Here is a 24,729-nt window from a genome sequence, read left to right as displayed (position 1 = left end):
TTGCCTACTGAATGGTTTCATGCATAGAGTCTGACTGTGAATGAACAGGTGATCATGACGCCCGTCGCGCCGACGGACCGGGTGCTCGACCTGTTCCACGGCGTCCGGCTCACCCCGACCCAGCGCCGGATCGCGCACAGCCTGGTGCAGCACGCCGCCTCGGCCGGTTACCTCTCCGCCGCCGAGGTGGCCGAGCTGGCCCGGGTCAGCCAGCCCTCGGTGACCCGGTTCGCGATGGCCCTGGGCTACGACGGGTATCCGGCCCTGCGCCGCCGGTTGCGGGAGATCGTCGCCGGTGGTGGGGCGGTCCCCGCGCCGGCGTCCGGGCCGGCCGGCAACGAGCTGCAACGCGCGGTCCGCGCCGAGGTGGACAACCTGCATCAGCTCGCCGAGCAACTGGCCGACCTGGGTCGGGTCACCGCCGCCGGCGAGCTGCTCGCCGCCAGCCGCCCGTTGCCGGTGCTCGGACTGCGCGCCGCCGCGCCGCTGGCCGCCTACTTCGCCTACTTCGCCGCCAAGGTGCACCCCGACGTCCGGGTGCTGGACACCGGCGGCAGCCTGCTCGCCGACCGGTTGGAGCAGGCCCGCGCGGCCGGGGCGAGCGCGCTGCTGGCCATCGTGTTGCCCCGCTATCCCCGGGAGGCGCTGGACGCGCTGCGCGAGGCGCGCGCCGCCGGGATGAGCGTGGTGGCCATCACCGACTCCCCGGTCAGCCCGGCCGCCGAGTACGCCGAGATCGTGCTGCCCGCCGCGGTCGGCGCCCAACTCGTCTTCGACCTGCACACCGCCCCGATGGCGCTGGCCATGGCGGTGCTGCAGGCGATCTGTGACGCCGCACCGGCCGACGCGCAGCGCCGGCTGGAGGAGTTCGAGCAGTCCGCCACCCGCCGTCAGTTGTTCGTCGGTTGAGCTTCGCCGACCCCCTCACCCCGGGAGGAAACCCGATGGCCGAGCCGATCCGCGCCCCGCGCGGCACCACCCGTACCGCACCGGGCTGGCCGCAGGAGGCGGCCCTGCGGATGCTGATGAACAACCTCGACCCCGCCGTCGCCGAGCGCCCCGACGACCTGGTGGTCTACGGCGGCACCGGGAAGGCGGCCCGGGACTGGCCGTCGTACCACGCGCTGGTGCGGACCCTCGGCACGCTGCGCGACGACGAGACGATGCTGGTGCAGTCCGGCCGGCCGGTGGGGGTGCTGCGCACCCACGAGTGGGCGCCCCGGGTGCTGATCGCCAACTCGAACCTGGTCGGTGACTGGGCCACCTGGCCGGAGTTCCGCCGGCTGGAACAGCTCGGCCTGACCATGTACGGGCAGATGACCGCCGGTTCGTGGATCTACATCGGCACCCAGGGCATCCTGCAGGGCACCTACGAGACGTTCGCCGCGGTGGCCGCCAAAAGGTTCAGCGGTGACCTGGCCGGAACGCTGACGCTGACCGCCGGCTGCGGCGGGATGGGCGGCGCGCAGCCGCTCGCCGTCACCATGAACGGCGGCGCCTGCCTGATCGTCGACGTGGACCGGTCCCGGCTGGACCGCCGGGTCGCCGACCGCTACCTGGACGAGGTGGCCGACTCGCTGGACGACGCGGTGGACCGGGCGCTGGCCGCCAAGCGGGACCGGCGGGCGCTGTCGGTCGGCGTGGTCGGCAACGCCGCCACCGTCTTCCCCGAGCTGCTCCGCCGGGGCGTGCCGATCGACATCGTCACCGACCAGACCAGCGCGCACGACCCGCTGTCGTACCTGCCGGAGGGGGTGGAGCTGGCCGACGCCCGGGACTACGCGACGGCGAAGCCGGCCGAGTTCACCGACCGGGCCCGGGCGTCGATGGCGAAGCACGTCGAGGCAATGGTCGGCTTCCTGGACGGCGGCGCCGAGGTGTTCGACTACGGCAACTCGATCCGGGGCGAGGCGAAACTCGGCGGGTACGAGCGGGCGTTCGACTTCCCCGGCTTCGTGCCGGCGTACATCCGGCCGTTGTTCTGCGAGGGCAAGGGACCGTTCCGGTGGGCCGCGCTCTCCGGCGACCCGCGGGACATCGCCGCCACCGACCGGGCGATCCTGGACCTGTTCCCGGAGAACGAGTCGCTCGCCCGGTGGATCCGACTGGCCGGCGAGCGGGTCGCGTTCCAGGGCCTGCCGGCCCGGATCTGCTGGCTGGGCTACGGCGAACGGGACAAGGCCGGCGTGCGGTTCAACGAGATGGTCGCCTCGGGCGAACTGTCCGCCCCGGTGGTGATCGGCCGGGACCACCTGGACTGCGGCAGCGTGGCCAGCCCGTACCGGGAGACCGAGGCGATGGCCGACGGGTCGGACGCGATCGCCGACTGGCCGCTGCTCAACGCGCTGGTCAACACGGCCAGCGGCGCGTCCTGGGTGTCCATCCACCACGGCGGTGGGGTGGGCATCGGCCGGTCCATCCACGCCGGTCAGGTCTGCGTCGCCGACGGCAGCGCGCTGGCCGGCCAGAAGATCGAACGGGTGCTCACCAACGACCCGGCGATGGGGGTCATCCGGCACGTCGACGCCGGTTACGACGACGCCCGCGCGGTCGCCACCGCCACCGGGGTCCGCGTCCCGATGACCGAGGCGTGAGGCGTGCCGGCATCGGACACCGGCGCGTTCCGCCGGCTGTGGGACGAGCTCGCGCCGATCGGGCGGGACCCGGGCACCGGCGGCTACCTGCGGTACGCGTTCACCGAACCGGAGCTGCGGCTGCGGGACTGGTTCCGCGACCAGGCCGGGCGGCGCGGGTTGCCGGTCACCGGGGACGGCAACGGCAACCTGTTCGCGGGCCTGCCGCAGGACGCCGACGACGTCGTGCTGCTCGGCAGCCACTTCGACTCGGTGCCGCACGGCGGGGCGTACGACGGGCCGCTCGGCATCGTCAGCGCGTTCCTCGCCCTGGACGAGCTGCGGGCCCGGGGCCGGACGCCGCGCCGGCCGGTCGCGGTGGCCGCGTTCGCCGAGGAGGAGGGCGCCCGGTTCGGCGTACCGTGCCTGGGATCGCGGCTGCTCACCGGGGCCATCGACGCCGGGCGGGCGGCGGCGCTGACCGACCGGGACGGCGTCACCTTCGCCGAGGCGCTGGGCGGGCCGCCGGCCGGTGCCCGGCCGGACCTGGTCGGCCGGCTCGGTGCCTTCGTCGAGCTGCACGTCGAGCAGGGTCGTGCCCTGGTGGACCTGGCCGCCCCGGTGGGCCTGGCCAGCGGCATCTGGCCGCACGGCCGCTGGCGGTTCGACATCACCGGCGAGGCCAACCACGCCGGCAGCACCCGGATGACCGACCGCCGCGACCCGATGCTGACCTTCGCGTTCACCGTGCTGGCCGCCAACAAGGAGGCCCGGCTGCGCGGCGCGCACGCCACCGTGGGCCGGGTGCGGGTAGAGCCGAACGCCACCAACGCCGTCCCGGCCCGGGTCAGCGGCTGGCTGGACGCCCGCGCCGCCGACCCGGACGTGCTCACCGGGCTGGTCGACGCGGTGCACCGCCGGGCCGTGGAGCGGGCCGACCGGGACGGTACGACCGTCGAGCTGACCGCCGAGTCGGTGACCGGGACGGTCGAGTTCGACGGTGGGCTGCTGGCCGTGTTCCGGCGGGCGCTCGCCGACGGCGTACCGGTGCTGCCCACGGCGGCCGGGCACGACGCCGGGGTGCTGGCGGCGTACCTGCCGACGGCGATGCTGTTCGTCCGCAACCCGACCGGGGTGTCGCACTCCCCCGCCGAGTCGGCCACCGACGACGACTGCGTGGCCGGCGTGACCGCCCTGGCCGACGTGCTGGAGGAGCTGGCGTGCTGACCCGCTGGCACGCCGAACACGCCTGGCTGGGCGACCCCGCCGCCGGGCCGGTGGACGACGTGCTGATCGAGGTCACCGACGGGCGGTTCGGCGCGGTCACCGCCGGGCGCACCCCGCCGCCGGACGCGGTACGCCTGGCCGGGCTGACCCTGCCGGGACTGGCCAACGCCCACTCGCACGCCTTCCACCGGGCGCTGCGCGGGCGTACCCAGGACGGGCGGGGTGACTTCTGGAGCTGGCGGGACCGGATGTACGCGGTCGCCGCCCGGCTCGACCCGGAGCGTTACCTGGCCCTGGCCCGGGCCGCGTACGCCGAGATGGCGCTGGCCGGGATCACCTGCGTCGGCGAGTTCCACTACCTGCACCACGCCCCCGGCGGCCGCCCGTACGACGATCCGAACGCCATGTCGGCGGCGCTGGTCGAGGCGGCCGCGCAGGCGGGCGTCCGGCTCACCCTGCTGGACACCTGCTACCTGACCGCCGGGGTGGACGGGACACCGCTGGCCGGCGGGCAGCTGCGGTTCGGCGACGGCGACGCCGCCGGGTGGGCCGAGCGGGCCGGCGCGTTCCGCCCGGCCGGCGGGCACGCCCGCCTCGGCGCGGCGGTGCACTCGGTGCGCGCGGTCCCGGCCGACCAGCTGCCCGAGGTGGCTCGCTGGGCCGCCGACCGGGGGGCGCCGCTGCACGTGCACCTGTCCGAGCAGCGGGCCGAGAACGACGCCTGCCGGGCGGTGCACGGCCGCACCCCGACCGAGCTGCTGGGCGACGCCGGGGTGCTCGGGCCGGCCGCCACCGCCGTGCACGCCACCCACCTGACCGACCGCGACGTGACGCTGCTCGGCGGCAGCGGCACCGGCGTCTGCCTCTGCCCGACCACCGAACGGGACCTGGCCGACGGGATCGGGCCGGCCCGGCGGCTCGCCGACGCCGGCAGCCCGCTCAGCCTGGGCAGCGACAGCCACGCCGTGGTGGACCTCTTCGAGGAGGCCCGCGCGGTGGAACTCGACGAGCGGCTGCGCACCGAACGGCGCGGCCACTTCACCGCGACCGAACTGCTCGCCGCGGCCGGCCCGGCCGGGCACGCCGCGCTGGGCTGGACCGACGCCGGGACGATCATCGTCGGCGCCCGGGCCGACCTGGTCACCGTACGGTTGGACTCGGCCCGGACGGCCGGGGTGCCGGCGGCCGGGGCGGTGTTCGCGGCCACCGCCGCCGACGTGACGGACGTGCTGGTCGACGGCCGGCCGGTGGTCCGGGCCGGGCGGCACCTGGGCGTGGACGTGCCGGCGGAACTACGAGCGGCGATCGGGGCGCTGTGGGCAACCTGCTGATCGACAACATCGGCGAGCTGGTCACCAACCAGGTCGGCACCGGCACCGGCGGTCCGCTGGGCATCCGGCGCAAGGCGGCGGTGCTGGTCGAGGAGGACCGGATCGCCTGGATCGGCCCGGCGAAGTACGCGCCGGCCGCCGACCGGCGGATCGACGTCGACGGCCGGGCGGTGCTGCCCGGCTTCGTGGACAGCCACGCACACCTGGTGTTCGCCGGGGACCGGGCCGCCGAGTTCGCCGCCCGGATGAGCGGCCAGCCGTACACCGGGGGCGGGATCCGGACCACGGTGGCGGCCACCCGGGCCGCCGGCGACGACGACCTGCGGGCCACCGTGGCCCGGCTGCGCGCCGAGGCGTTGCGGCAGGGCACCACCACGATCGAGATCAAGAGCGGGTACGGCCTGAGCGTCGCCGACGAGGCCCGCTCGCTGCGGATCGCCGCCGAGTTCAGCCCGGAGACCACCTTCCTCGGCGCGCACGTGGTGCCGACCGAGTACGCCGCCCGGCCCGACGACTACGTGGGCCTGGTCTGCGGGCCGATGCTGACCGCCGCCCTGCCGCACGCCAAGTGGATCGACGTGTTCTGCGACCGGGGCGCGTTCGACGCCGACCACGCGCGGGCGATCCTGACCGTCGGGCAGGCCGCCGGCCTGGGCGTACGGCTGCACGCCAACCAGCTCGGTCCCGGTCCGGGCGTCCGGCTCGCCGTCGAGCTGGGCGCGGCCAGTGCCGACCACTGCACCCACCTGTCCGACGCGGACGTCGAGGCGCTCGCGTCGACGTCGGTGGACGGGGTCACCAGCACGGTGGCCACGCTGCTGCCCGGGGCCGAGTTCTCCACCCGGTCGCCGTACCCGGACGCGCGCCGGCTGCTCGACGCGGGCGTCACCGTGGCGCTGGCCACCGACTGCAACCCCGGTTCGTCGTACACCTCGTCGATGCCGTTCTGCGTCGCGCTGGCCGTACGGGAGATGGGGATGACCCCGGCCGAGGCGGTGTGGGCGGCGACCGCGGGCGGCGCGGCGGCGCTGCGCCGCGGCGACATCGGGGTGCTGCGGCCCGGCGCCCGGGCCGACCTGACCGTCCTCGACGCCCCGTCCCATCTGCACCTGGCCTACCGGCCGGGGGTTCCACTGATCAGCCAGGTCCTGCACAACGGAGTGCCGCAATGAGTGAGCAACGCGAACGAATCATCAAGCACAGCACCATCGAGGCTCATGATGCCGGCGAGCGCAGCGAGGCGGCGTCATGAACCCTGTCACCGTCCAGCCCACCGGGATCTCCCCCGCCGACGTGCTCGCCGTCGCCCGGGGTGACGCCAAGGTGCTGCTCGATCCGTCCACGGTGGACGCGATGGCCGCCAGCCGGGCCATCGTGGACGGCATCGAACGCGACGGCCGCCCGGTGTACGGGGTGTCCACCGGCTTCGGCGCGCTGGCCAACACCTCCATCGCCCCGGAACGCCGGGCCGAGCTGCAGCACGCGCTGATCCGCTCGCACGCGGCCGGGGTGGGCGCGCCGATGCCCCGCGAGGTGGTCCGGGCGATGATGCTGCTGCGGATCCGGTCGCTGGCGCTGGGCCGGTCCGGGGTCCGGCCGCTGGTCGCGCAGGCCCTGGTGGATCTGCTCAACCACGACGTGACGCCGTGGGTGCCCGAGCACGGCTCGCTCGGCGCGTCCGGTGACCTGGCCCCACTGGCGCACTGCGCGCTGGCCCTGCTCGGCGAGGGCTGGGTGCTCGGGCCGGACGGCGGGCGCGTCGACGCCGCCGACGCGCTGGCCGCCGCCGGGCTGCGCCCGGTCGAGCTGGCCGCCAAGGAGGGGCTGGCGCTGATCAACGGCACCGACGGGATGCTCGGCATGCTGCTGCTGGCGATCGCCGACGCCGGGCACCTGTTCGCCATGGCCGACGTGACGGCGGCGCTGGCCATCGAGGCGATGCTCGGCTCGTTCCGGCCGTTCCTGCCGGAGCTGCACGAGATCCGGCCGCATCCCGGGCAGGCCGCGTCGGCGGCGAACATCCTCCGGCTGCTGCAGGGCTCCGAGGTGATGGACTCGCACCGGGACGACCTGGCGCACGCGGTGCAGGACGCGTACTCGATGCGGTGCGCCCCGCAGGTGGCCGGCGCGGCCCGGGACACCCTGGCGTTCGTCGAGACGGTCGCCGGCCGGGAACTGCTGTCGGTGGTGGACAACCCGGTGGTGCTGCCGGACGGCCGGGTCGAGTCGACCGGCAACTTCCACGGCGCCCCGCTGGGCTTCGCCGCCGACTACCTGGCCATCGCCGCCGCCGAGGTGGGCGCCATCGCCGAGCGCCGGGTGGACCGGCTGCTCGACGTGACCCGGTCGCGGGAACTGCCCGCGTTCCTGTCCCCGGACGCCGGGGTCAACTCCGGCCTGATGATCGCCCAGTACACGGCCGCCGGGATCGTCGCGGAGAACCGCCGGCTGGCCGCGCCCGCGTCGGTCGACTCGCTGCCGACCAGCGGCATGCAGGAGGACCACGTCTCGATGGGCTGGGCCGCGGCCAAGAAGCTGCGTACCGTGCTGGACAACCTGACCAGCCTGCTCGCGGTGGAGCTGCTGGCCGGCGTCCGCGGACTGCAACTACGGGCCCCGCTGACCCCGTCCCCGGCCGGCCGCGCCGCCTGCGCCGCGGTGCGGGAATTCGCCGGCGACCCGGGCCCCGACATCTTCCTCGCCCCGGTCATGGAGGGAGCCCGCACGGTCATCGCCACCCCCACCCTCCGCACCCACATCGAGCAGGACCTAGGCCCCCTCGCCTAACCCCCACCCACCCTCCCCCGGAGGGGGTCGATCATGAAGTTGTTGTCGCGACACGCCGAGGTCGGTGACAACAACTTCATGATCGACGCGGGGTGGCTAGGCCGGGGGCGGGACGACCTTGGCGGCCAGTTTGGCCAGGGAGCGCAGGGCCTTGCCGCGGTGGCTGACGGCGTCCTTCTCCTCGGCGGAGAGTTCGGCGTTGGTGCGGGTCTGGCCGTCGCCGAGGAAGATCGGGTCGTAGCCGAAGCCGCCCTCGCCGCGCGGCGTACGCACCAACCGCCCGGGCTGCCGGCCGTCGACCAGGTGCTCCTTGCCGCCCGGCAGCACCAGCGCGGCGGCGCAGACGAAGGACGCGCCGAGGTGCTCGTCCGGCACGTCGGCGAGCTGGGCGAGGACCAGTTCGAGGTTGGCCCGGTCGTCACCGTGCCGGCCGGACCAGCGGGCGCTGAACACCCCCGGCATGCCGCCCAGGGCGTCCACGGCCAGCCCGGAGTCGTCGGCCACCGTGGGCAGCCCGGTACGCCGGCAGCCCTCGCGCGCCTTCAGCAGGGCGTTCTCGCCGAAGGTGAGGCCGGTCTCGGGCACCTCCGGGTAGTCCGGGAAGTCGGCCAGGCCGACCAGTTCGATCCGATGTGGACGCAGCGCCGCGCCGGCCCCACCGGCCATCGTCTCGGCCAGGATGCGGCGCAGCTCGAGCAGCTTCTTGGTGTTGGCGGTGGCCAGCAGTACCCGGGTCATCCGGCCAGCGCCTTCCGCTGGGCCTCGGCCAGCTCGGCGCACCCGGCGACGCCGAGGTCGAGCAACGCGTCGAGTTGGTCGCGGGCGAAGACGCCGGCCTCGCCGGTGCCCTGCACCTCGACGAAGTCACCGGCGCCGGTGCAGACGACGTTCATGTCGACGTCGGCGGTGGCGTCCTCGGCGTAGTTCAGGTCGAGCACCGGCTGCCCGCCGACGATGCCGACGCTGACCGCGGCCACCGACCGGTGCATCACCGACTCCGGCTTACCGGATAGTGACTTGCGCCCGGCGAGCCAGCCGACCGCGTCGTACAGGGCGACGTAGGCCCCGGTGATGGCGGCCGTGCGGGTGCCGCCGTCGGCCTGCAGCACGTCGCAGTCCAACACGATCGAGTTCTCGCCGAGCGCCTTGAGGTCGACGCAGGCCCGCAGGCTGCGCCCGATCAGGCGGGAGATCTCGTGGGTGCGGCCGCCGACCCGGCCCTTGACGCTCTCTCGGTCCGACCGGGTCGTGGTGGCCCGGGGCAGCATGGAGTACTCCGCGGTCACCCAGCCGAGTCCCGAGCCCTTGCGCCAGCGCGGCACGCCCTCGGTGACGCTGGCCGTGCACAACACCCTGGTGTCGCCGAACTCGACGAGGACCGAGCCCTCCGGGTGCATGCTCCACCGTCGGGTCAACGTCACCGGTCGAAGTTGGTCGGGCTGCCGCCCATCACGTCGCGCCATCCTGGCAGCCTATGCGTTCGGTCGGGCGGGGCACGTCGTGGGCCCGCAGAAACCCGGCCACGGCCGCGTCCCAGCCGAACCGCTCGGCCCGGGCCCGGGCGGCGGCCCGCCGATCGGTCGCCGGGCGATCGAGGATCCGCCGGACCGCCGCGGCCAGGGCGGGTCCGTTGCCCTCGGCCGCCAGCCCGGCGTCACCCACCACCTCCGGCAGCGCGCTCGCCGCGTTGACCACGACCGGCGTACCGGAGGCCAGGGCCTCCAGGCCGGCGAGGCCGAAGGTCTCCACCGGGCCGGGAGCGATCGCGACGTCGGCGCTGGCCAACAGGGTGGCGACCGCCGCCCGGTCGGGCACGAAGCCGACGAACCGCACGGGCAGCCCGGCCGCCCGCTCGGTCAGGGCCGCCCGTACGGGCCCGTCGCCGACCACCACCAGGACCGCCGGTACGCCGGCCGCCCGCAGCCGCGCCAGCGCGTCGACCGCCAGCTGGGGGCGCTTCTCCGGCGACAGCCGGCCGCAGTGCAGGACGAGCACCTCGCCGTCGGTGGCGTACCGGGCACGTACCGCCGGGTCGCGCCGGTCGGGGCCGAAGGCGGCCAGGTCGACGCCGAGCGGTACCCGGGTCAGGTTGCCCACGCCGAGCCGCCGGAACTCCGCGGCCGCCCAGTCGGTCGTGCAGACGACCTGGTCGTACGCCTCCGCGCTGCGCCGGTTGAGCCGGTCGGCGAGCCGATCGGCGAGGTCGGGGCGGGGCGACCAGATGCGCAGCAGACCGCTGAGGCTCTCGTGCGACACCATCATCGACCGGACCCCGTTGGCCCGCGCCCAGTCGCCGGTCCACCGCAGGGTCGACCGGTCGGAGACCTCCAGCCGGTCCGGAGCCAGTTCGTCGAGCAGCCGACCGAGCCGGCGCCGGCCGACCAGCACCCGGTAACCACCGGTGCCCGGCAGCACCGGAGCCGGCAGGGTGATCACCCGCTCCCCGTCGACGACCTCGTCGGCCGCCGCCGCGCCCGGGACGATCAGCACCGATTCGTGCCCGGCCGCCCGGTATCCGGCGCCGAGGCAGCGCAGCGCGGTCCGCAGGCCGCCGGAGGTGGCGGTCACGAAGTTGGCCAGCCGGACGATCCGGTTCCCGGTGGGGCCCGCGGTCCCGAGGGGGTTGGTGCCGGCCGGTGCGGGGCGGCGGGTCGACCCCGGCGTCGCCGTCACGCGGCGATCCTGGGCGCCGGCGCGGTCAGCACCGTCCGGTAGTGCGCGACGAGTTCGTCGCCGACGGCGGCCCAGGTCCGGGCGGTGACGCCGGCCCGTGCCGCCGTACCGAAGCAGCGGCGCGCGCCCGGGTCGGCCGCCAGCGTCGCGACCGCGTCGGCGATCGCCCGGCCGTCGTCGGGCGGCACCAGGAACCCGGTCCGTCCGGGACTGACCAGGTCGACCGGTCCACCGGCCGCCGGCGCCACCACCGGCAGGCCGCTGGCCTGCGCCTCCTGCACCGTCTGGCCGAAGGTCTCGTGCGGTCCCGGGTGGACGAAGACGTCCAGGCTGGCGTAGAGGCGGGCCAACCGCTCGCCGTGCAGCTCGCCCAGGAACAGCGCGTCCGGCAGGGTCTTGCGCAGCTCCCGGTCGGCCGGCCCGGCGCCGACCACGACGACCCGGACGCCGGACAGCCGGCAGGTCGGCGCCAGCAGCTCGACCCGCTTCTCGGCGGCCAACCGGCCGACGTACCCGACCAGCAGCGCGCCGTCCGGGGCGAGGCTCCGACGCAGCTCGTCGTCGGCCTTGGCCGGGTCGAACCGGACGGCGTCCACCCCGCGCCGCCACAGCCGCACCCGCTGGATGCCGTGTGCCACCAGGTCCGCGACCGACCGGCTGGACGGCGCGAGCGTCAGGTCGGCGGCGTTGTGGATGGACCGTAGCCGGCGCCACGCCGCCGCCTCGGTCCACCCGAGGCGGTACAGCCGCGCGTACGCCGCCAGGTCGGTCTGGTAGACGGCCACCGTCGGCAGCCCGCGCTGCCCCGCCACCGTCATCGCCCAGGCGCCGAGGACGAACGGGCTGGCCAGGTGTACGACGTCCGGCGCGTGCGCCGCCAGCGCCTCGGTCAACCGGGGACCGGGCAGGCCGAGGCGCAGGCCCCGGTAGCGGGGCACCGCCACGCTGGGCACCCGGACCACCGGGTACGGATGGTGCCGGTCGGGGGTGGGCCGGGTCGCCGACGCGGGCGCGACGACCACCGGCTGGTGGCCCCGACGGACCAGGTGCTCGGCCACCCGGACGACCGAATGCGCCACGCCGTTGACGTCCGGCGGATAGGATTCCGTCACGATCGCGATTCGCATGCGCCGACGGTCGGCCGGGCGCTGGTTCGCCAGGCGACGTCCGGCTGACCGGCCGGCGAACAGCAGCGCACAACCTGACGCGAAGGCCGGTGGCCGTCCTGATTCGGCCGTTTCCCGCCCGGCGGTGCGGCGTCCCGGCACGTCCGCCGGCCAGGACCGGACGGCGGGGACGGGTCAGTCGCAGTCGCCGACGGTGGTCAGCAGCCGCACCTGCCGATCGGTGCCCCGGTTACCGGGCAGCTGCCGGTACGACGCCTGCACGTACACCTCGCAGTTCCGGGTCCGCCAGCCGAGGGCGCACATCGAGGTCGGATTCGCCCGCTGGTTGTCCAGGCAGCGGGTGACCTCCGGCGCGCTGGCGTCGGACTTGCCGCCGGCGACGAGCCAGCGGTGCACCCGCGCACCCAGGTCCGCCGGGCAGGCGCCCCGGTCACAGGTCAGCGAGTAGCTCGCGGCCAGCCGGTCGGTGGTGCCCACGAGCTGCGGCTCGTCCCGGGCGAACCCCTCCGGCGTGCCCAGCGCGGCGAAGACCTCCCGGCGCTGCTCGATCTCCATCTGCGGCCCGAAGTAGCCGAACCAGGCGTAGACGGCGATGCAGGCGAGCAGACCGAGCAGCCCGAGCGACCCGAGCAGCCACCAGAGCACGCCGCGCCGACGCGACAAACCGAACCGGGGTGTCGCGACGGCGGCCGGCAGCGTGGCTCCGGCGCTGTCTCCGGCTCCGGACCCGGTCGCGGGTCCGGTCGTGGAATCGGCCGGGGTCGGCGGACCGGACCCCACCTGGAGATCCGGTGGAGTGAATCTCGACCGGTCGGCCCGCGGACCGGACCCGGTCCGGACATCCGGTGGACCGAACCCCGGCCGGTCCGTTGGCGGGGCGGCCGGCGCGGCGGGGACGGGAGCGGATTGGCCGACGTGTGCCCGGCCGACGGCTCCGGACCGGGACGGTGGCCGGCCCGCGGGGCCGGACGACCGGTCCGGCGGCCCGGGGTAGGGGGGTGGAGCGCCGCGCGGAGGCTGGGTCACCCGGCGATGGTAGGACGCGAGGGCACCGCCCGTGGTCCCGTGCCGGTGGTCCGCTGTGGACGTCCCGGTCAGATCTCGTAGCCGGCGCCCGGGCGGACCACCTCGACCGGGCCGTCGAACGCCGCGGCGGCGGCCTCGTGGGTGATCGCCTCGCTGCCCCAGGCGGCGACCAGGTGGGTGAGCAGCAGCCGGCCCACCTCGGCCTTGGTGGCGGCCTCCCCCGCCTCGCGCCCGGTCAGGTGGATGTCCGGCGGGTTGTCCACCCCGTCCAGGTAGCTCGCCTCGCAGAGGAAGACGTCGGCACCGTGGGCCAGCCGCAGCAGCGCCTCGCAGGGCGCGGTGTCGGACGAGTAGCACAGGCTCCGACCGCCGTGTTCCAGCCGCACGCCGTACGTCTCGACCGGATGGTTCACCCGGTCGACGGTGACCGTGAACGGGCCGATCGGGAAGGTGCCGGGCTGCAACCCGTAGAACGTGTAGACGTCCTCCACCCCGCCCTCGTCCTGGCTGTACGCCCCGGCGATCCGGTCCGGCGCGCCACTCGGGGCGTACACCGGCAGCGGCGGGCAGGGACCGTCCGGCGCGTACCGCCGGACCACCACGTAGGTGACCGCGTCGAGGATGTGGTCGCAGTGCAGGTGGGTGAGCAGGATCGCGTCGACCGCGTTCAGGCTGGCGTAGCGCTGGAGGGCGGACAGGGACCCGGGACCGAAGTCGACCAGGAGACGAAACCCGTCGGCCTCGACCAGGTAGGCGGAACACGCCGATTCGGGGCCGGGGAAGCTTCCGGCACAGCCTAGAACTGTCAGTCGCATCCAGCAATCCCGCTGTTACTGTCGGTCACGACAGCGACGCCGACGATCACGTCGAGGAGCACTGCCGGCGTGTCTACCACGGTGCGCAGCCTACGCCGCGAGTTATCAGGGCAAGAACGATCTGATCAGAGTTGTCGCCAACGTGACACCGACCGTTCCCCGGTTCCGGACGTTACGCCCCGTTACCTCCGAGCGTTGCAGTCAGTGAGGGCCCGCCGGATCGCGGTGGGCGGCTACGGAAGCGGGACGGTGTCGGGGTGTCCAGCGAGGTCGAGCAGTCGTTTACGGCGCGGCCGGGCGCCCCGGCCGTCGAGGTGCCGCCGGTCCAGCAGGCCACCCCGTCGGCGGGCGTCGTCGCCACCGGCGCCGCCACCACCGGCGTTACCGGCGCCGGTGCCGGGCTGGTCCGCCGGGTCGCACCCCGGGCCGCCCTGGCGCCGTACCGGCCACCGGTGGTGGTGCCGGTACCGAGCACCCGCCTCGTGCCGACGGTCGGCTCGGTGACAACCGCCACCGAGCACAGCTGGAACCGGCCGTTCCGGGTCCGCCGGCCGGACGTCCGGGACGCGAACGACCGGATGCTCGGCCTGTGCGGCTGGGCGACCGGGCTCGGCGTCGTCGGTTCCGGCACCGCGCTGACCGGCCTGCTCGCCGTGCACGGCGGTCGGGCCCCCGGCTGGTACGAGCCGACGCTGGCCGGCCTCGGGCTCGGCGTGACCGGGCTGATCGTGGCGGCCTTCTGCCTCGCCCGGCACGACCGGTTGCCGTGGATCATGCTGGGCCTGGCCACCGTCCCGGTGCTGCTCGGCCTCGGCCTGACGCTGGACACCGTCTGACCGCCCGTCGCGCCGGCAACGGCCGACCCGGAGTGAACGGCCGACCGCCGACCCGGAGTGAACGGCCGACCGCCGACCCGGAGTGAACGGCCGGCCCGAGGGTGAACGGTCAGGCCCAGAGTTGACCCTCCAGGGCGTCCTCCGCCTCGGACAGCGTTCCGCCGTACGCGCCGGTGGAGAGGTATTTCCACCCCGCGTCGGCGACCACGAACGCCACGTCGGCGCGGCGTCCGTCGCGTACCGCCTCGTGCGCCACGGCCAGCGCCGCGTGCAGGATCGCCCCGGTGGAGAAGCCGGCGAAGATCCCCTCGACCTCGACCAGTTGCCGGGTACGCAGCACGGCGTCCCGGGTGCCGACCGAGAACCGCCGGGTCAGTACGGACTCGTCGTACAACTCCGGGACATAGCCCTCGTCGATGTTGCGCAGCCCGTAGACCAGTTCCCCGTACCGCGGTTCGGCCGCGACGATCTCGATGCCGTCGACCTTCTCCCGCAGGTAGCGGCCGGTGCCCATCAGGGTGCCGGTGGTGCCGAGCCCGGCCACGAAGTGCGTGATGGTCGGCAGGTCCTGCACCAGTTCCGGTCCGGTGGTCTCGTAGTGCGCCCGGGCGTTGTCCGGGTTGCCGTACTGGAAGAGCATCACCCAGTCGGGGTGCTCGGCCGCGACCTGTTTGGCGGTGACCACGGCCTGGTTCGAGCCACCCGCCGCGGGCGAGAAGATGATCTCAGCGCCGTACATCCGGAGCAGTTGGACCCGTTCGGTCGAGACGTTCTCCGGCATCACGCAGACCAGCCGGTAGCCGCGGAGCTTGGCCACCATGGCCAGCGAGATGCCGGTGTTGCCGCTGGTCGGTTCGAGGATGGTGGCGCCCGGCCGGAGCCGGCCGGCCCGTTCCGCCTCGCGGATCATGAACAGGGCCGGCCGGTCCTTGACGCTGCCGGTCGGGTTCCGGTCCTCCAGCTTGGCCCACAACCGCACCGGCGGCGCGCCGTCGGGCACGGTCGGGGACAACCGCGGCAACCCCACCAGGGGCGTGCCACCGCACGCGTCGAGCAGGCTCTCGTACCGTGCCATGGTGGCCCGCCCTCAGCGGTCGGACGCGCCGCCGGCGACGGCCGGCAGGATGGTCACCGTGTCCCCGTCGGAGACCTTGGCGTCCAGCGCGCCGAGGAACCGGACGTCCTCGTCGTTGACGTAGACGTTGACGAACCGGTGCAGGACGCCCTCGTCGGTGACCAGCCGGCCGCGCAGGCCGGAGTGCCGGCTGTCCAGGTCGGCGAGCAGCTCCGCGAGGGTGTCGCCGGAACCTTCGACGATCTTCGCACCGCCGGTGTGGCTGCGCAGGATGGTGGGGATACGAACCTCGATGGCCATGATGTCTCACTCCTGGGGATACGACGGAAGGACGAAAAGACGTACGAGTGCGGCGCCGGACCGTACGGGGGGAAGGTCAGCGACCGGAACACTCGTAGTCGACCGTCGTCGGGCTCTGCCCGAACATGTAGGACTGGACAGCGTGCGGGTCCACGCCGGCATCGACGATCCGGACCGGCTCCTCGGTCACCTTGCCGTCCACGATGCGGTACGAACGGATCTCCTCCGTGTCCGGCTCCCGGGTGGAGACGAGCAGGTAGTGCGCGCCGGGCTCGCCGGCGAAGGAGATGTCCGTGCGGGACGGGTACGCCTCGGTCGCGGTGTGCGAGTGGTAGATGATCACCGGTTCCTCGTCCCGGTCGTCCATCTCCCGCCACACCCGCAGGTGCTCCATCGAGTCGAACTCGTAGAACGTCATCGACCGGGCGGCGTTGTCCATCGGGATGTGCCGGGTCGGGGTGTCGCTGCCGACCGGTCCCGCCACCACCCCGCACGCCTCGTCCGGATGGTCCCGGCGGGCGTGCGCGACGATCGCGTCGATGATCGACCGGTCGATGCTCAGCACCCGCTCAGCGTACCGCCTGCCGCGCGGGTCGCCACGTGGTCGCCGTCACCCGCAGCACGGCGGGCCGCTGGTTTCCGGGGTGGGCCCGGGGAAAGATACTTACCGAGGACATGTCGAGGAGGCGCCTGATGAAGCACCGCCGGATAGGGAACGTCGAGGTCAGCGCGATCGGGCTCGGCGGGATGCCGATGTCGATCGAGGGCCGGCCGGACGAGGACCGGTCCGTCCGTACCATCCACGCCGCGCTGGACGCCGGGATCACGCTGATCGACACCGCGGACGCGTACCACCTGCACGCCGACGAGGTCGGGCACAACGAGTCGCTGATCGCGCGGGCGCTGGCCGGCTACGGCGGGGACAGCTCGGCCGTTCTGGTCGCCACCAAGGGCGGGCACCTGCGGCCCGGCGACGGCAGCTGGACGATCGACGGCTCGCCGGAGCACCTGCGGCGGGCCTGCGACGCGTCGCTGAAGCGGCTGGGCGTGGAGGCGATCGGGCTCTACCAGCACCACCGGCCCGACCCGAAGGTGCCGTACGCCGAGTCCATCGGCGCGGTGCGGGACCTGGTCGACGCCGGCAAGGTCCGGATGGCCGGGATTTCCAACGCCGACCCGGACCGGATCCGGCAGGCCCGGGAGATCCTCGGTGACCGGCTGGTGTCGGTGCAGAACCAGTTCTCCCCGGCCTTCCGCGACTCCGAGCCGGAGCTGCGGCTCTGCGACGAGCTGGGCCTGGCGTTCCTGCCGTGGTCCCCGCTGGGCGGCATCGCCCGGGCCGGCGAGCTGGGCGGCCGATTCCGGGCGTACGCCGAGATCGGTGCGGCGCACGGGGTCAGCCCGCAACAGGTCTGCCTGGCCTGGCTGCTGGCGAAGTCGCCGCGGGTGCTGCCGATCCCCGGCGCGAGCCGGCCGGAGACCATCCGCGACTCGGCGTCGGCGGCCGAGCTGGTGCTCACCGAGGCCGAGCTGGCCACCCTCGACGCGGCCTGACCCCGACCCGGCCGGTCCCCGACCCGGCCTGACCCCGACCCGGCGTTTCGCCGCACGGGGTGCCGGGTCGGCGCGGTTCCGCGGGCGACTCAGTCGATCATCGCGTTGAGCAGCGACTCCTGCAGGTAGCCGAGGTAGGCGTAGACGGAGAGCTGGAACACCCGGGTCGACGTCGGATCGGCGCCCACCGCCGTGTCGAGTTCCACGCCGAGGTCCGTGTCGTCCTTGATCTCCAACCGGACACCCATCGCCAACCGGGCGTCGTTGAGGGCGCGCAGCCACGCCTCGGCGGTCTCGCCGTCGAGGCGTACCTCGCAGCCGGCGTCGTCGGGCAGGGCCGCCAGGATCGCGCCCGCCTGGTCGATCTTGCCAGTCTTCAGGTCGCCCTCGGTGTAGCGGCGGAACTCGGCCGAGTCCTCCGGGTCGTGCGGGTAGATGTCCGGGAACAGCCGGTCCACCACCGGGTCGCCGTGCTCGAACCCGTCGGTGAGCAGGCCAACCACCTCGGTGGCCACCTTGCGCAACACCCGGACCTCGTCGGTGGCGAAGCTGGCGACGTAGTGCTCGCCCTTGCGGCGGAACATGCTCACCGGGCCACCCCGCCCGTCGGTCCGGTCACGCCCGGTCCATGCTTCACGCCCGGTCCACCGCTCACGCCCGGTCCACCGTCGCCCAGAGGCCGTACGCGTGCAGCTGCGACGCGTCGTGCTCCATCCGTTCCCGGGCGCCGGTGGAGACCACGGCGCGGCCCTTGTTGTGCACGTCGAGCATCAGCTTCTCGGCCTTCTCGTGGCTGTACCCGAAGAGCTTCTGCAGGACCCAGGTCACGTAGGACATCAGATTCACCGGATCGTCCCAGACGATCGTCACCCATGGCCGGTCGGCGACCGGCACCTCTTCGGTGTCCGGCGTCTCGACCGGTGCAACCTGTGGAGCCGCCATGTCCCCCATCGTGCCACCGAGCCCGGGGAAGCGAGGAACCGGAGCGCTGTCCGGGGACGGGACGACCGACACAGTCGGGGGCGCGAAGGTGGCCGGCGGCACAGTCAGGCGAGCAGGACACCGTGCTCGACGGCCTCGGTGAGCACCCCGCCGAGACCCAGCCGTACGGCCTCGAACCGACGGGCGACTTCCCGGGACAGTTCGAGATCGATCTCCCGCAGCGCCCGTTGCAGCCAGGACCGCGCCTTCCCGATGTCGGCGTTGCGCGGATTGCGCCAGAACTGGTAACAGCCGTTGGACAACGCGAGCCCGACCGGCGGCAGGACGGATCCGGCCGACGGGTCGGCCGGGTAGGCGGCGAGGGCGGCCACGGCGGTGTCCCCGATCACGGTCGCCACCCCACCGGTGCTGGTGACCAGCAGCATCCGGTCGAGGTCCCGACCCGCGCGGTGGTCGGCGAAGCCCCGGCGTACGGCGGCGGCCACCCGCCGTCGTACGCCCTCGTCCGAGGCCTCGCCGAAGACTCTGGTCAGCGCGTCGTCCAGCAGCCCGGTCACGGCCGACTCGGATCCGGCGGTGGCGTCCAGGGACAGCGCGAGCACCTCGCGGTCCAGCATGTCCGGCAGCCCCTGACAGCCGCCGCCGAAGACGAGCTGTTGTACGCAGCGCAGGTGGATGTTCGCCAACTCCAGGGCGATGTGCTGCCGGATCCGGTGCGCCCGCCCCCGGGCGTCCCGGTCGAGGCGGTCCTGCCAGTCCGAGCCCTCGGCGTCCCGGAGCACCCGGACGGTCCGGCGCTCGCCCGGTACGACCGGCGGGTTGCCGCTGGCCCGGCGCAGCCCCTCGTTGGCGGCCCATTCCATCAGGGCACGGCGCAGGAACGCGGTGTCCGACGTCGCCGGGTCGGCGACGAACCAGGCCGCGTCGGCCAGGGCGGGCACGGCGGCCGCCAGGACGGCCCGGTGCGCCGCGACGGCGGCGGACGCGGAATCCGTCTCCGCCGCGCCGGCGTCGGGCACCTTGCCGGGGTCCGGCCAGGTGGTCCAGCCGTCCGGGCCGGGGGTCACCGCGAAGAAGACCCGGATCCCGGCCCGGGCCGCCTCGGCGAGCAGGCTCAGGTCGGCCGCGTCCGGGGCCCGGTCCGCGGCGACCACCTGCAGCAGCACGCCGCCCCGGCCGGCGGCCTCCAACACCACCCGCACCCCGGCCGGACCGAGCCGGCCGACGTCCGGCGTGTCCACCAGTCCGAAGTGCCGCAGCAGCGGATCCGGCAGGGTCAGCTCCACCCGGCGCGGTGGCCGCGGCAGCGGGCCGCCGTCCGGCAGGTCCACCTGGTACGGCTGCGGATTGCGGTAGCCGGGCAGGTACGCGTCGCACCGGCCGGCCGGGCCGTGGGTGACGACCAGGAAGCTGCCGTTCGGCACCCGCGGCAGCAGGACGTCGGTGCCGAGCAGCGCACCGAGCAGCGCGGTACGCCGGTGGCCGGTGGAGCCGACCGCGACGACGGCGAGCGGTTCGTCCGGCACGGGTTCGTTGGCCCTGGTCCGGGTCCGGAGCGGGCCGCGCCGGGACCGTCGGGCTCGGGGACCGGTCAGCACCCGACCCGCGGTGGCGGTCTCCCGGAGCTTCCCGGACTCCACAGGCGGCCTCCCTGGTGTCGGCGCGGTCGGGCCGGCCCGCCGGGCCGGACGTGATGAGTGACCGGTGTGACAAAACCGGACAACGGCACGCTATGGGTGCACGCACATATTGGGCGAGAGCTGCCGTTACTTAGCGGTGATAGATCCGCTACTCAACTTCACTCAGTCACCGGGTGCACCCGGAGCGGGTTCGGTCGATATGCTGCGTCGATGGGTCCGTGGAGCTTCGTCGGTCGGACGAATGAACTCAACCGACTGGTCGCGGCGGCAACCGGGGAGACCGGACGTGGTCTGATCTTCAGCGGCACCGCGGGAATCGGCAAGAGCCGGCTGCTGCGCGAGGGCGTCGGCAGCCTGCCCACCGAGAAGTTCGCGGTCTGGTCCGCGTCCGCCAACATCGCCACCGCCGGACTGCCGTTCGGCGGACTGGCCCAGGTGTTGCCGGCCGACCAGCCGGTCGGGCTGTCGCCGGCCGGGATCCTGCGTTGGGCGGTGGACGCGCTGCAGCAGCAGGCCGCCGGCCGGCCGATCGTGCTGGCCATCGACGACGCGCATCTGCTCGACCCGTCGTCGGCGGCGCTGGTCTACCTGATCGCCCGGTCGGAGAACTCGACGGTGCTGGGCACCCTGCGCAGCGGCGAGCAGATCCCGCTGCCGATCCGTGCGTTGTGGACGGACGACCTGGTCGACCACGCCGAGTTGGCGCCGATGAGCCTGACCGACGTGACCAACCTGCTGCCCGAGATCGTCGGTGGTCCGGTGGACGGCACCTCAACCGACCGGCTGTGGCGCCTGTCCGGCGGCAACGCGCTGCTGCTGCGGGAGCTGGTCATCGCCGCGCACACCAGCCGGGAACTGACCCAGACGTACGGGGTGTGGCGGTGGACCGGCCGGCTGGAGCTGGCACCCAGCCTGAACGACCTGATCGACACCCGGATCGGGCAGCTCGGCGCCGGCGTACGGACCGTGGTGGAGGTGGTGGCGCTCGGCGAGCCGATCGGCCTCGACCTGCTCATCGACGCCACCACCTCGCAGGACGTGGAGACCGCCGAGGAACGCGGCCTGATCGCGGTGACCCCCGCCGACCGGCGGCAGAACGTCCGGCTGGCCCACCCGTTGTACGGCGAGGTGGTCCGCCGGCGTTGCCCGGTGAGCCGTACCCGCCGGTTGAAGGCGCAGCTGGCCGACCTGCTCGAGTCGGTCGGCACGCGGCGGCGCGACGATCTGCTGCGGGTCGCGGTGTGGCGGCTGGACTCGGGCACCGCGCAGGACCCGTCCCTGCTGCTGGCGGCCGGCGGGCAGGCGTTCGGCCAGTTCGACGTACCGCTGGCGGCCCGGCTGGCGCAGGCGGCGCTGGACGCCGGTGGCGGCTTCGACGCGGCCGAGCTGCTGGCCACCATCCGGATGTTCAGCGACCAGCCGGACGAGGCGATCGCCGTGCTGGACGAGGTCGCCGACCAGGTCAACACCGAACGGCGGCGCAGTCGTTGGTTGACCGTGCACGGGATGGTGTCGTACTGGGGACTGCGGCGGGAATCCGTCGTGGCGGAGCTGGGCGCCGCCGCCGGCGAGATCAGCGACCCGGCCGACAAGGCCCGGGTCCGCGCCTTCGAGGCGATCATGCGACTGCACCGGTTGGACTGGGCCGAGGCGCTGCGGATCGGCCGGGCGATCCTGGACCGGCCGGCGGCCACGGTGGCCGCCCGCGGTCTGGCCCGGTGCACCATCGCGCACCTGCAGGCGGCCCGCGGTGAGTTCGTGCTGAGCGCCCGGGCCGTCGCCGGGGTGCAGAACGAGGCCGCCCAGTGGCGCAGCGACATGCCCTACCTCCAGCTCGCGCTGGAACTGGCCCGGGGCACCCGGCTCGCGTTGGCCGGCGACCTGGCCGGCATCGACGCCATCGTGGCGGACGAGTTCGCCGACCTGGCCGACGCGGGCGACTTCCGGCTCGGCTCCGGCTACCTGTCCATCCTGCGGGCCCAGGCCGCCCGGCTGCGCGGCCAGACCGGCGACGCGCTGCGGACCAGTCTCGGCGCGTGCGCCGTACTGGCCGCGAGTCCGGCCTACGCGAGCCTGGCGCAGGCCGAACGGGCGCACGCCGCCGCGTTGCGGGGCGAGGCCGACCGGGCCGTCGAGGCGATGGCCGAGTCCGACCGCGCCGACATGCCCGGCATGGCGGTCCTCTACCCGTGGCGGGAACACGCCCGGGCGGCGACCGCCGCGGCCACCGGCGACCTGCCCGGCGCGATCGGGACCCTGCGGTCGCTGGTGGGCCGGCTGCGGTCGGACGGTTTCGCCGGTCACGAGGTGCTCGCGCTGCACGACCTGGTCCGGCTCGGCGCCGCCGACGCCGACCTGGCCGGCGGCGACGGTCCGCCGGAGAGCGTCACCCACCGGCTGGGCACGCTGGTCGAGACGGTGGACGGGCCGCTGCCGCCGTTGCTGGCCCGGCACGCCCGAGCGGCCGCCGACCGGTCCGGCGCGGAGCTGCTCGCGGTCGCCGACGGCTTCGCCGCCCTCGACCTCAACCTGTGGGCGGCCGAGGCGGCGGCCACCGCCGCCAGCCTGCTGCGGGAGGAGCGCTCCCCCGACGCCAACACCGCCAACCTCCGGCTGGGCGAACTGCTGCAACGCTGCGACGTGATCCGCACCCCGGCGCTGCGGGCCCGGCAGCCGGTGCTGACCGAACGGGAGCGACAGATCGCCCGGCTGGCGGCCACCGGGGTCGCCAGCCGCACCATCGCCGAGCAGCTCTACATCTCCAGCCGTACGGTGGAGAACCACCTGCAACGGGTCTACGGCAAGCTCGGCGTCGGCGGCCGGACCGAGCTGTGGGCGGCGTTGCGGGCCATGCCCGCCCAGGACGACCGACCCGGGTCCCCGGCCGGGACGACCGGCCCGGGTCCGGGGACAACCGCATAGGCTGAGGACGTGACTGCTGCTCATCCCGCGTTGCTGACCGACCATTACGAGCTGACGATGATCGGCGCCGCTCTGCGGGACGGCACCGCCGACCGGCAGTGCGTCTTCGAGGTGTTCGCCCGCCGGTTGCCCACCGGCCGCCGGTACGGCGTGGTGGCCGGCACCGGCCGGTTGGTCGAGTTGCTGCGCGACTTCCGGTTCGACAAGGCGGAGGTGGAGTTCCTGCGCCGGACCGGCGTGGTCGACGGGCAGACCGCCGACTGGCTGGCCGGCTACCGGTTCGGTGGCGACATCGACGGCTACGCCGAGGGTGAGCTCTTCTTCCCCGGCTCGCCGATCCTGACCGTCTCCGGCACCTTCGCCGAGGCGGTGATGCTGGAGACGCTGGTGCTGTCGGTGCTCAACCACGACTGCGCGGTCGCCGCCGCGGCGGCCCGGATGGTCACCGCCGCCCGCGGCCGGTCGGTGATCGAGATGGGCTCCCGGCGGGCGCACGAGGAGGCCGCCGTCGCCGCCGCCCGGGCCGCCTACCTGGCCGGCTTCGCCGCCACCTCCAACCTGGCCGCCGGGCGGCGGTACGGGATCCCGACGACCGGCACCGCCGCGCACGCGTTCACCCTGCTGCACGACGACGAGCGGTCGGCCTTCGCCTCCCAGGTGGCGACCCACGGCAAGGGCACCACGCTGCTGGTCGACACGTACGACATCAGCCAGGGCATCCGCAACGCCATCGAGGTGGCCGGCACGGACCTGCGGGCCATCCGGATCGACTCGGGCGACCTGTCGGTGCTGGCCCAGCAGTCCCGTGAGCTGCTCGACTCGCTCGGCGCCACCGAGACCAAAATCATCCTCTCCGGCGACCTGGACGAGTACGCCATCGCGGCACTCGCCGCCGAACCGGTGGACAGCTACGGCGTGGGCACCTCCGTGGTCACCGGCTCCGGTGCGCCCACCGCCCGCCTGATCTACAAGCTGGTCGAGGTCGAGGGACGCCCGGTGGTGAAGCGGTCGGAGAACAAGGCCACCGTCGGTGGGCGCAAGGTGGCGGTACGCCGGCACAAGCCCACCGGTACGGCCACCGAGGAGGTCGTGGTCCCCCAGGGGGTGCCGGACCACCGGTCGGGCGACCGGCTGCTCCAGCGGTCGTACGTGATCGGCGGCGCGGCGACCGAGCAGCCGGCCCTGGTCGAGTCCCGCGAGCACCTGCGCCAGTGCCTGATCTCGATCCCCTGGGAGGGGTTGAAGCTCTCCGACGGTGACCCGGCGATCCCGGTCACCATGATCCCGACCAGTGCCGAGGGAGGACAGCGATGAGCCATGCGCTGATCATCGTGGACGTGCAGAACGACTTCTGCGAGGGCGGTTCGCTCGCGGTCGGCGGGGGCGCCGCGGTGGCGGCCGCCATCAGCCGGGTGTTGGCGGCTCCGCTGGACCGCTGGGACCATGTGGTGGCCACCCAGGACCACCACGTCGACCCGGGCGCGCACTTCAGCGCCGAGCCGGACTACGTCAACTCGTGGCCGGCGCACTGCGTGGTCGGCACCGGCGGCGTCGACTTCCACCCCGAGCTGCGGACCGCCCGGATCGAGGCGGTGTTCCGCAAGGGCGAACGGGCGGCGGCGTACTCCGGGTTCGAGGGGGCCACGGAGGACGGCGAGGGGCTCACCGACTGGCTGCGCCGGCACGGGGTGGACACCGTCGAGGTGGTCGGCATCGCCACCGACCACTGCGTCCGGGCCACCGCGCTGGACGCCGTGCGGGCCGGCTTCGCGACCACGGTGCTGCTCGACCTGACCGCCGGGGTGGCGCCGCACAGCACCGAGGCCGCGTTGGCCGAGTTGGCTGAGGCGGGCGTCACACTGACGGGAAAACCGCTGGTCGACGCGGTATGACAGACGAAA

At 74.2% G+C, this 24,729-nt stretch carries 23 protein-coding genes; 11 read left to right on the top strand and 12 right to left on the bottom strand.

Features of this window, described 5'->3' with window-relative positions:
• Positions 1–54 precede the first annotated feature (54 nt).
• The 6 genes from ACFOX0_RS16495 to hutH all read left to right on the top strand — a co-directional run bounded on the left by ACFOX0_RS16495 (position 55) and on the right by hutH (position 7,918).
• Positions 55–909, top strand: a complete 855-nt coding sequence (locus ACFOX0_RS16495) for a MurR/RpiR family transcriptional regulator (RefSeq protein ID WP_377546814.1) — start codon at positions 55–57, stop codon at positions 907–909.
• 35 nt (positions 910–944) lie between these two features.
• Entirely contained in the window at positions 945–2,594 is a 1,650-nt protein-coding gene (gene hutU / locus ACFOX0_RS16490) for a urocanate hydratase (protein ID WP_377546525.1), read from the top strand.
• A gap of 3 nt (positions 2,595–2,597) precedes the next feature.
• On the top strand, positions 2,598–3,800 hold the full coding sequence (locus ACFOX0_RS16485) for an allantoate amidohydrolase (RefSeq protein ID WP_377546523.1): 1,203 nt from the start codon (positions 2,598–2,600) through the stop codon (positions 3,798–3,800).
• Positions 3,797–5,131 carry a formimidoylglutamate deiminase gene (locus ACFOX0_RS16480; protein WP_377546812.1) on the top strand — a complete coding sequence of 445 codons (1,335 nt, stop codon included), beginning with the start codon at positions 3,797–3,799 and terminating at the stop codon, positions 5,129–5,131. Before ACFOX0_RS16485 ends, ACFOX0_RS16480 begins: the two co-directional genes overlap by 4 nt.
• Complete coding sequence (gene hutI, locus ACFOX0_RS16475) at positions 5,116–6,303, top strand: imidazolonepropionase (protein WP_377546520.1); 1,188 nt, start codon at positions 5,116–5,118, stop codon at positions 6,301–6,303. Before ACFOX0_RS16480 ends, hutI begins: the two co-directional genes overlap by 16 nt.
• A gap of 76 nt (positions 6,304–6,379) precedes the next feature.
• A complete protein-coding gene (gene hutH / locus ACFOX0_RS16470) occupies positions 6,380–7,918 on the top strand; it encodes a histidine ammonia-lyase (protein ID WP_377546517.1) in 1,539 nt (512 codons plus the stop codon).
• 96 nt (positions 7,919–8,014) lie between these two features.
• Here hutH and rdgB read toward each other — a convergent pair whose 3' ends face one another.
• The 6 genes from rdgB to ACFOX0_RS16440 all read right to left on the bottom strand — a co-directional run bounded on the left by rdgB (position 8,015) and on the right by ACFOX0_RS16440 (position 13,559).
• Positions 8,015–8,656: an RdgB/HAM1 family non-canonical purine NTP pyrophosphatase gene (gene rdgB / locus ACFOX0_RS16465; protein ID WP_377546515.1), complete on the bottom strand. Its 642-nt coding sequence runs from the start codon at positions 8,654–8,656 to the stop codon at positions 8,015–8,017.
• Entirely contained in the window at positions 8,653–9,381 is a 729-nt protein-coding gene (rph, locus tag ACFOX0_RS16460; protein ID WP_377546512.1) for a ribonuclease PH, read from the bottom strand. The genes rdgB and rph overlap by 4 nt, the downstream gene beginning before the upstream one ends.
• Positions 9,368–10,486: a glycosyltransferase gene (locus ACFOX0_RS16455; protein WP_377546810.1), complete on the bottom strand. Its 1,119-nt coding sequence runs from the start codon at positions 10,484–10,486 to the stop codon at positions 9,368–9,370. The genes rph and ACFOX0_RS16455 overlap by 14 nt, the downstream gene beginning before the upstream one ends.
• A 101-nt stretch (positions 10,487–10,587) precedes the next feature.
• Positions 10,588–11,718 (bottom strand): glycosyltransferase family 4 protein, encoded by a 1,131-nt coding sequence (locus tag ACFOX0_RS16450; RefSeq protein WP_377546510.1) that lies wholly within the window; start codon positions 11,716–11,718, stop codon positions 10,588–10,590.
• Between the two features lie 174 nt (positions 11,719–11,892).
• A complete protein-coding gene (locus ACFOX0_RS16445; protein ID WP_377546507.1) occupies positions 11,893–12,381 on the bottom strand; it encodes a hypothetical protein in 489 nt (162 codons plus the stop codon).
• A gap of 431 nt (positions 12,382–12,812) precedes the next feature.
• Positions 12,813–13,559, bottom strand: a complete 747-nt coding sequence (locus tag ACFOX0_RS16440; RefSeq protein WP_377546505.1) for an MBL fold metallo-hydrolase — start codon at positions 13,557–13,559, stop codon at positions 12,813–12,815.
• Between the two features lie 257 nt (positions 13,560–13,816).
• Here ACFOX0_RS16440 and ACFOX0_RS16435 point away from each other — a divergent pair, with 257 nt between their 5' ends.
• Positions 13,817–14,395 carry a hypothetical protein gene (locus ACFOX0_RS16435; protein WP_377546502.1) on the top strand — a complete coding sequence of 193 codons (579 nt, stop codon included), beginning with the start codon at positions 13,817–13,819 and terminating at the stop codon, positions 14,393–14,395.
• Positions 14,396–14,504: 109 nt separating this feature from the next.
• Here ACFOX0_RS16435 and ACFOX0_RS16430 read toward each other — a convergent pair whose 3' ends face one another.
• From ACFOX0_RS16430 to ACFOX0_RS16420, 3 genes are all read right to left on the bottom strand, one after another.
• Positions 14,505–15,470: a PLP-dependent cysteine synthase family protein gene (locus ACFOX0_RS16430; RefSeq protein ID WP_377546499.1), complete on the bottom strand. Its 966-nt coding sequence runs from the start codon at positions 15,468–15,470 to the stop codon at positions 14,505–14,507.
• A 12-nt stretch (positions 15,471–15,482) separates the two neighbouring features.
• Positions 15,483–15,770, bottom strand: coding sequence for a MoaD/ThiS family protein (locus ACFOX0_RS16425; RefSeq protein ID WP_377546496.1), 288 nt, complete (start codon positions 15,768–15,770; stop codon positions 15,483–15,485).
• A 76-nt stretch (positions 15,771–15,846) separates the two neighbouring features.
• Positions 15,847–16,335 (bottom strand): Mov34/MPN/PAD-1 family protein, encoded by a 489-nt coding sequence (locus ACFOX0_RS16420; RefSeq protein WP_377546494.1) that lies wholly within the window; start codon positions 16,333–16,335, stop codon positions 15,847–15,849.
• Between the two features lie 128 nt (positions 16,336–16,463).
• Here ACFOX0_RS16420 and ACFOX0_RS16415 point away from each other — a divergent pair, with 128 nt between their 5' ends.
• Positions 16,464–17,324, top strand: coding sequence for an aldo/keto reductase (locus tag ACFOX0_RS16415; RefSeq protein ID WP_377546491.1), 861 nt, complete (start codon positions 16,464–16,466; stop codon positions 17,322–17,324).
• Between the two features lie 89 nt (positions 17,325–17,413).
• Here the strand turns inward: ACFOX0_RS16415 and ACFOX0_RS16410 are convergent, their stop codons facing one another.
• From ACFOX0_RS16410 to ACFOX0_RS16400, 3 genes are all read right to left on the bottom strand, one after another.
• Positions 17,414–17,908, bottom strand: a complete 495-nt coding sequence (locus ACFOX0_RS16410; RefSeq protein WP_377546807.1) for a DUF2017 domain-containing protein — start codon at positions 17,906–17,908, stop codon at positions 17,414–17,416.
• A gap of 67 nt (positions 17,909–17,975) precedes the next feature.
• Positions 17,976–18,266 (bottom strand): ATP-dependent Clp protease adapter ClpS, encoded by a 291-nt coding sequence (clpS, locus tag ACFOX0_RS16405; RefSeq protein ID WP_377546488.1) that lies wholly within the window; start codon positions 18,264–18,266, stop codon positions 17,976–17,978.
• A gap of 104 nt (positions 18,267–18,370) precedes the next feature.
• Complete coding sequence (locus ACFOX0_RS16400; RefSeq protein ID WP_377546486.1) at positions 18,371–19,906, bottom strand: hypothetical protein; 1,536 nt, start codon at positions 19,904–19,906, stop codon at positions 18,371–18,373.
• A 210-nt stretch (positions 19,907–20,116) separates the two neighbouring features.
• Between ACFOX0_RS16400 and ACFOX0_RS16395 the strand changes: the two genes are divergently transcribed.
• The 3 genes from ACFOX0_RS16395 to ACFOX0_RS16385 are packed head-to-tail and all read left to right on the top strand — an operon-like array spanning position 20,117 to position 24,720.
• Positions 20,117–22,828: a LuxR C-terminal-related transcriptional regulator gene (locus tag ACFOX0_RS16395; protein ID WP_377546483.1), complete on the top strand. Its 2,712-nt coding sequence runs from the start codon at positions 20,117–20,119 to the stop codon at positions 22,826–22,828.
• 9 nt (positions 22,829–22,837) lie between these two features.
• Entirely contained in the window at positions 22,838–24,142 is a 1,305-nt protein-coding gene (locus ACFOX0_RS16390) for a nicotinate phosphoribosyltransferase (protein WP_377546481.1), read from the top strand.
• On the top strand, positions 24,139–24,720 hold the full coding sequence (locus ACFOX0_RS16385) for an isochorismatase family protein (protein WP_377546479.1): 582 nt from the start codon (positions 24,139–24,141) through the stop codon (positions 24,718–24,720). Before ACFOX0_RS16390 ends, ACFOX0_RS16385 begins: the two co-directional genes overlap by 4 nt.
• Positions 24,721–24,729 lie beyond the last annotated feature (9 nt).

It is taken from the genome of Micromonospora zhanjiangensis (genome assembly GCF_042650605.1).
Lineage (GTDB): Bacteria > Actinomycetota > Actinomycetes > Mycobacteriales > Micromonosporaceae > Micromonospora_J > Micromonospora_J zhanjiangensis.
This window is presented reverse-complemented; position numbering and strand designations above follow the sequence as displayed.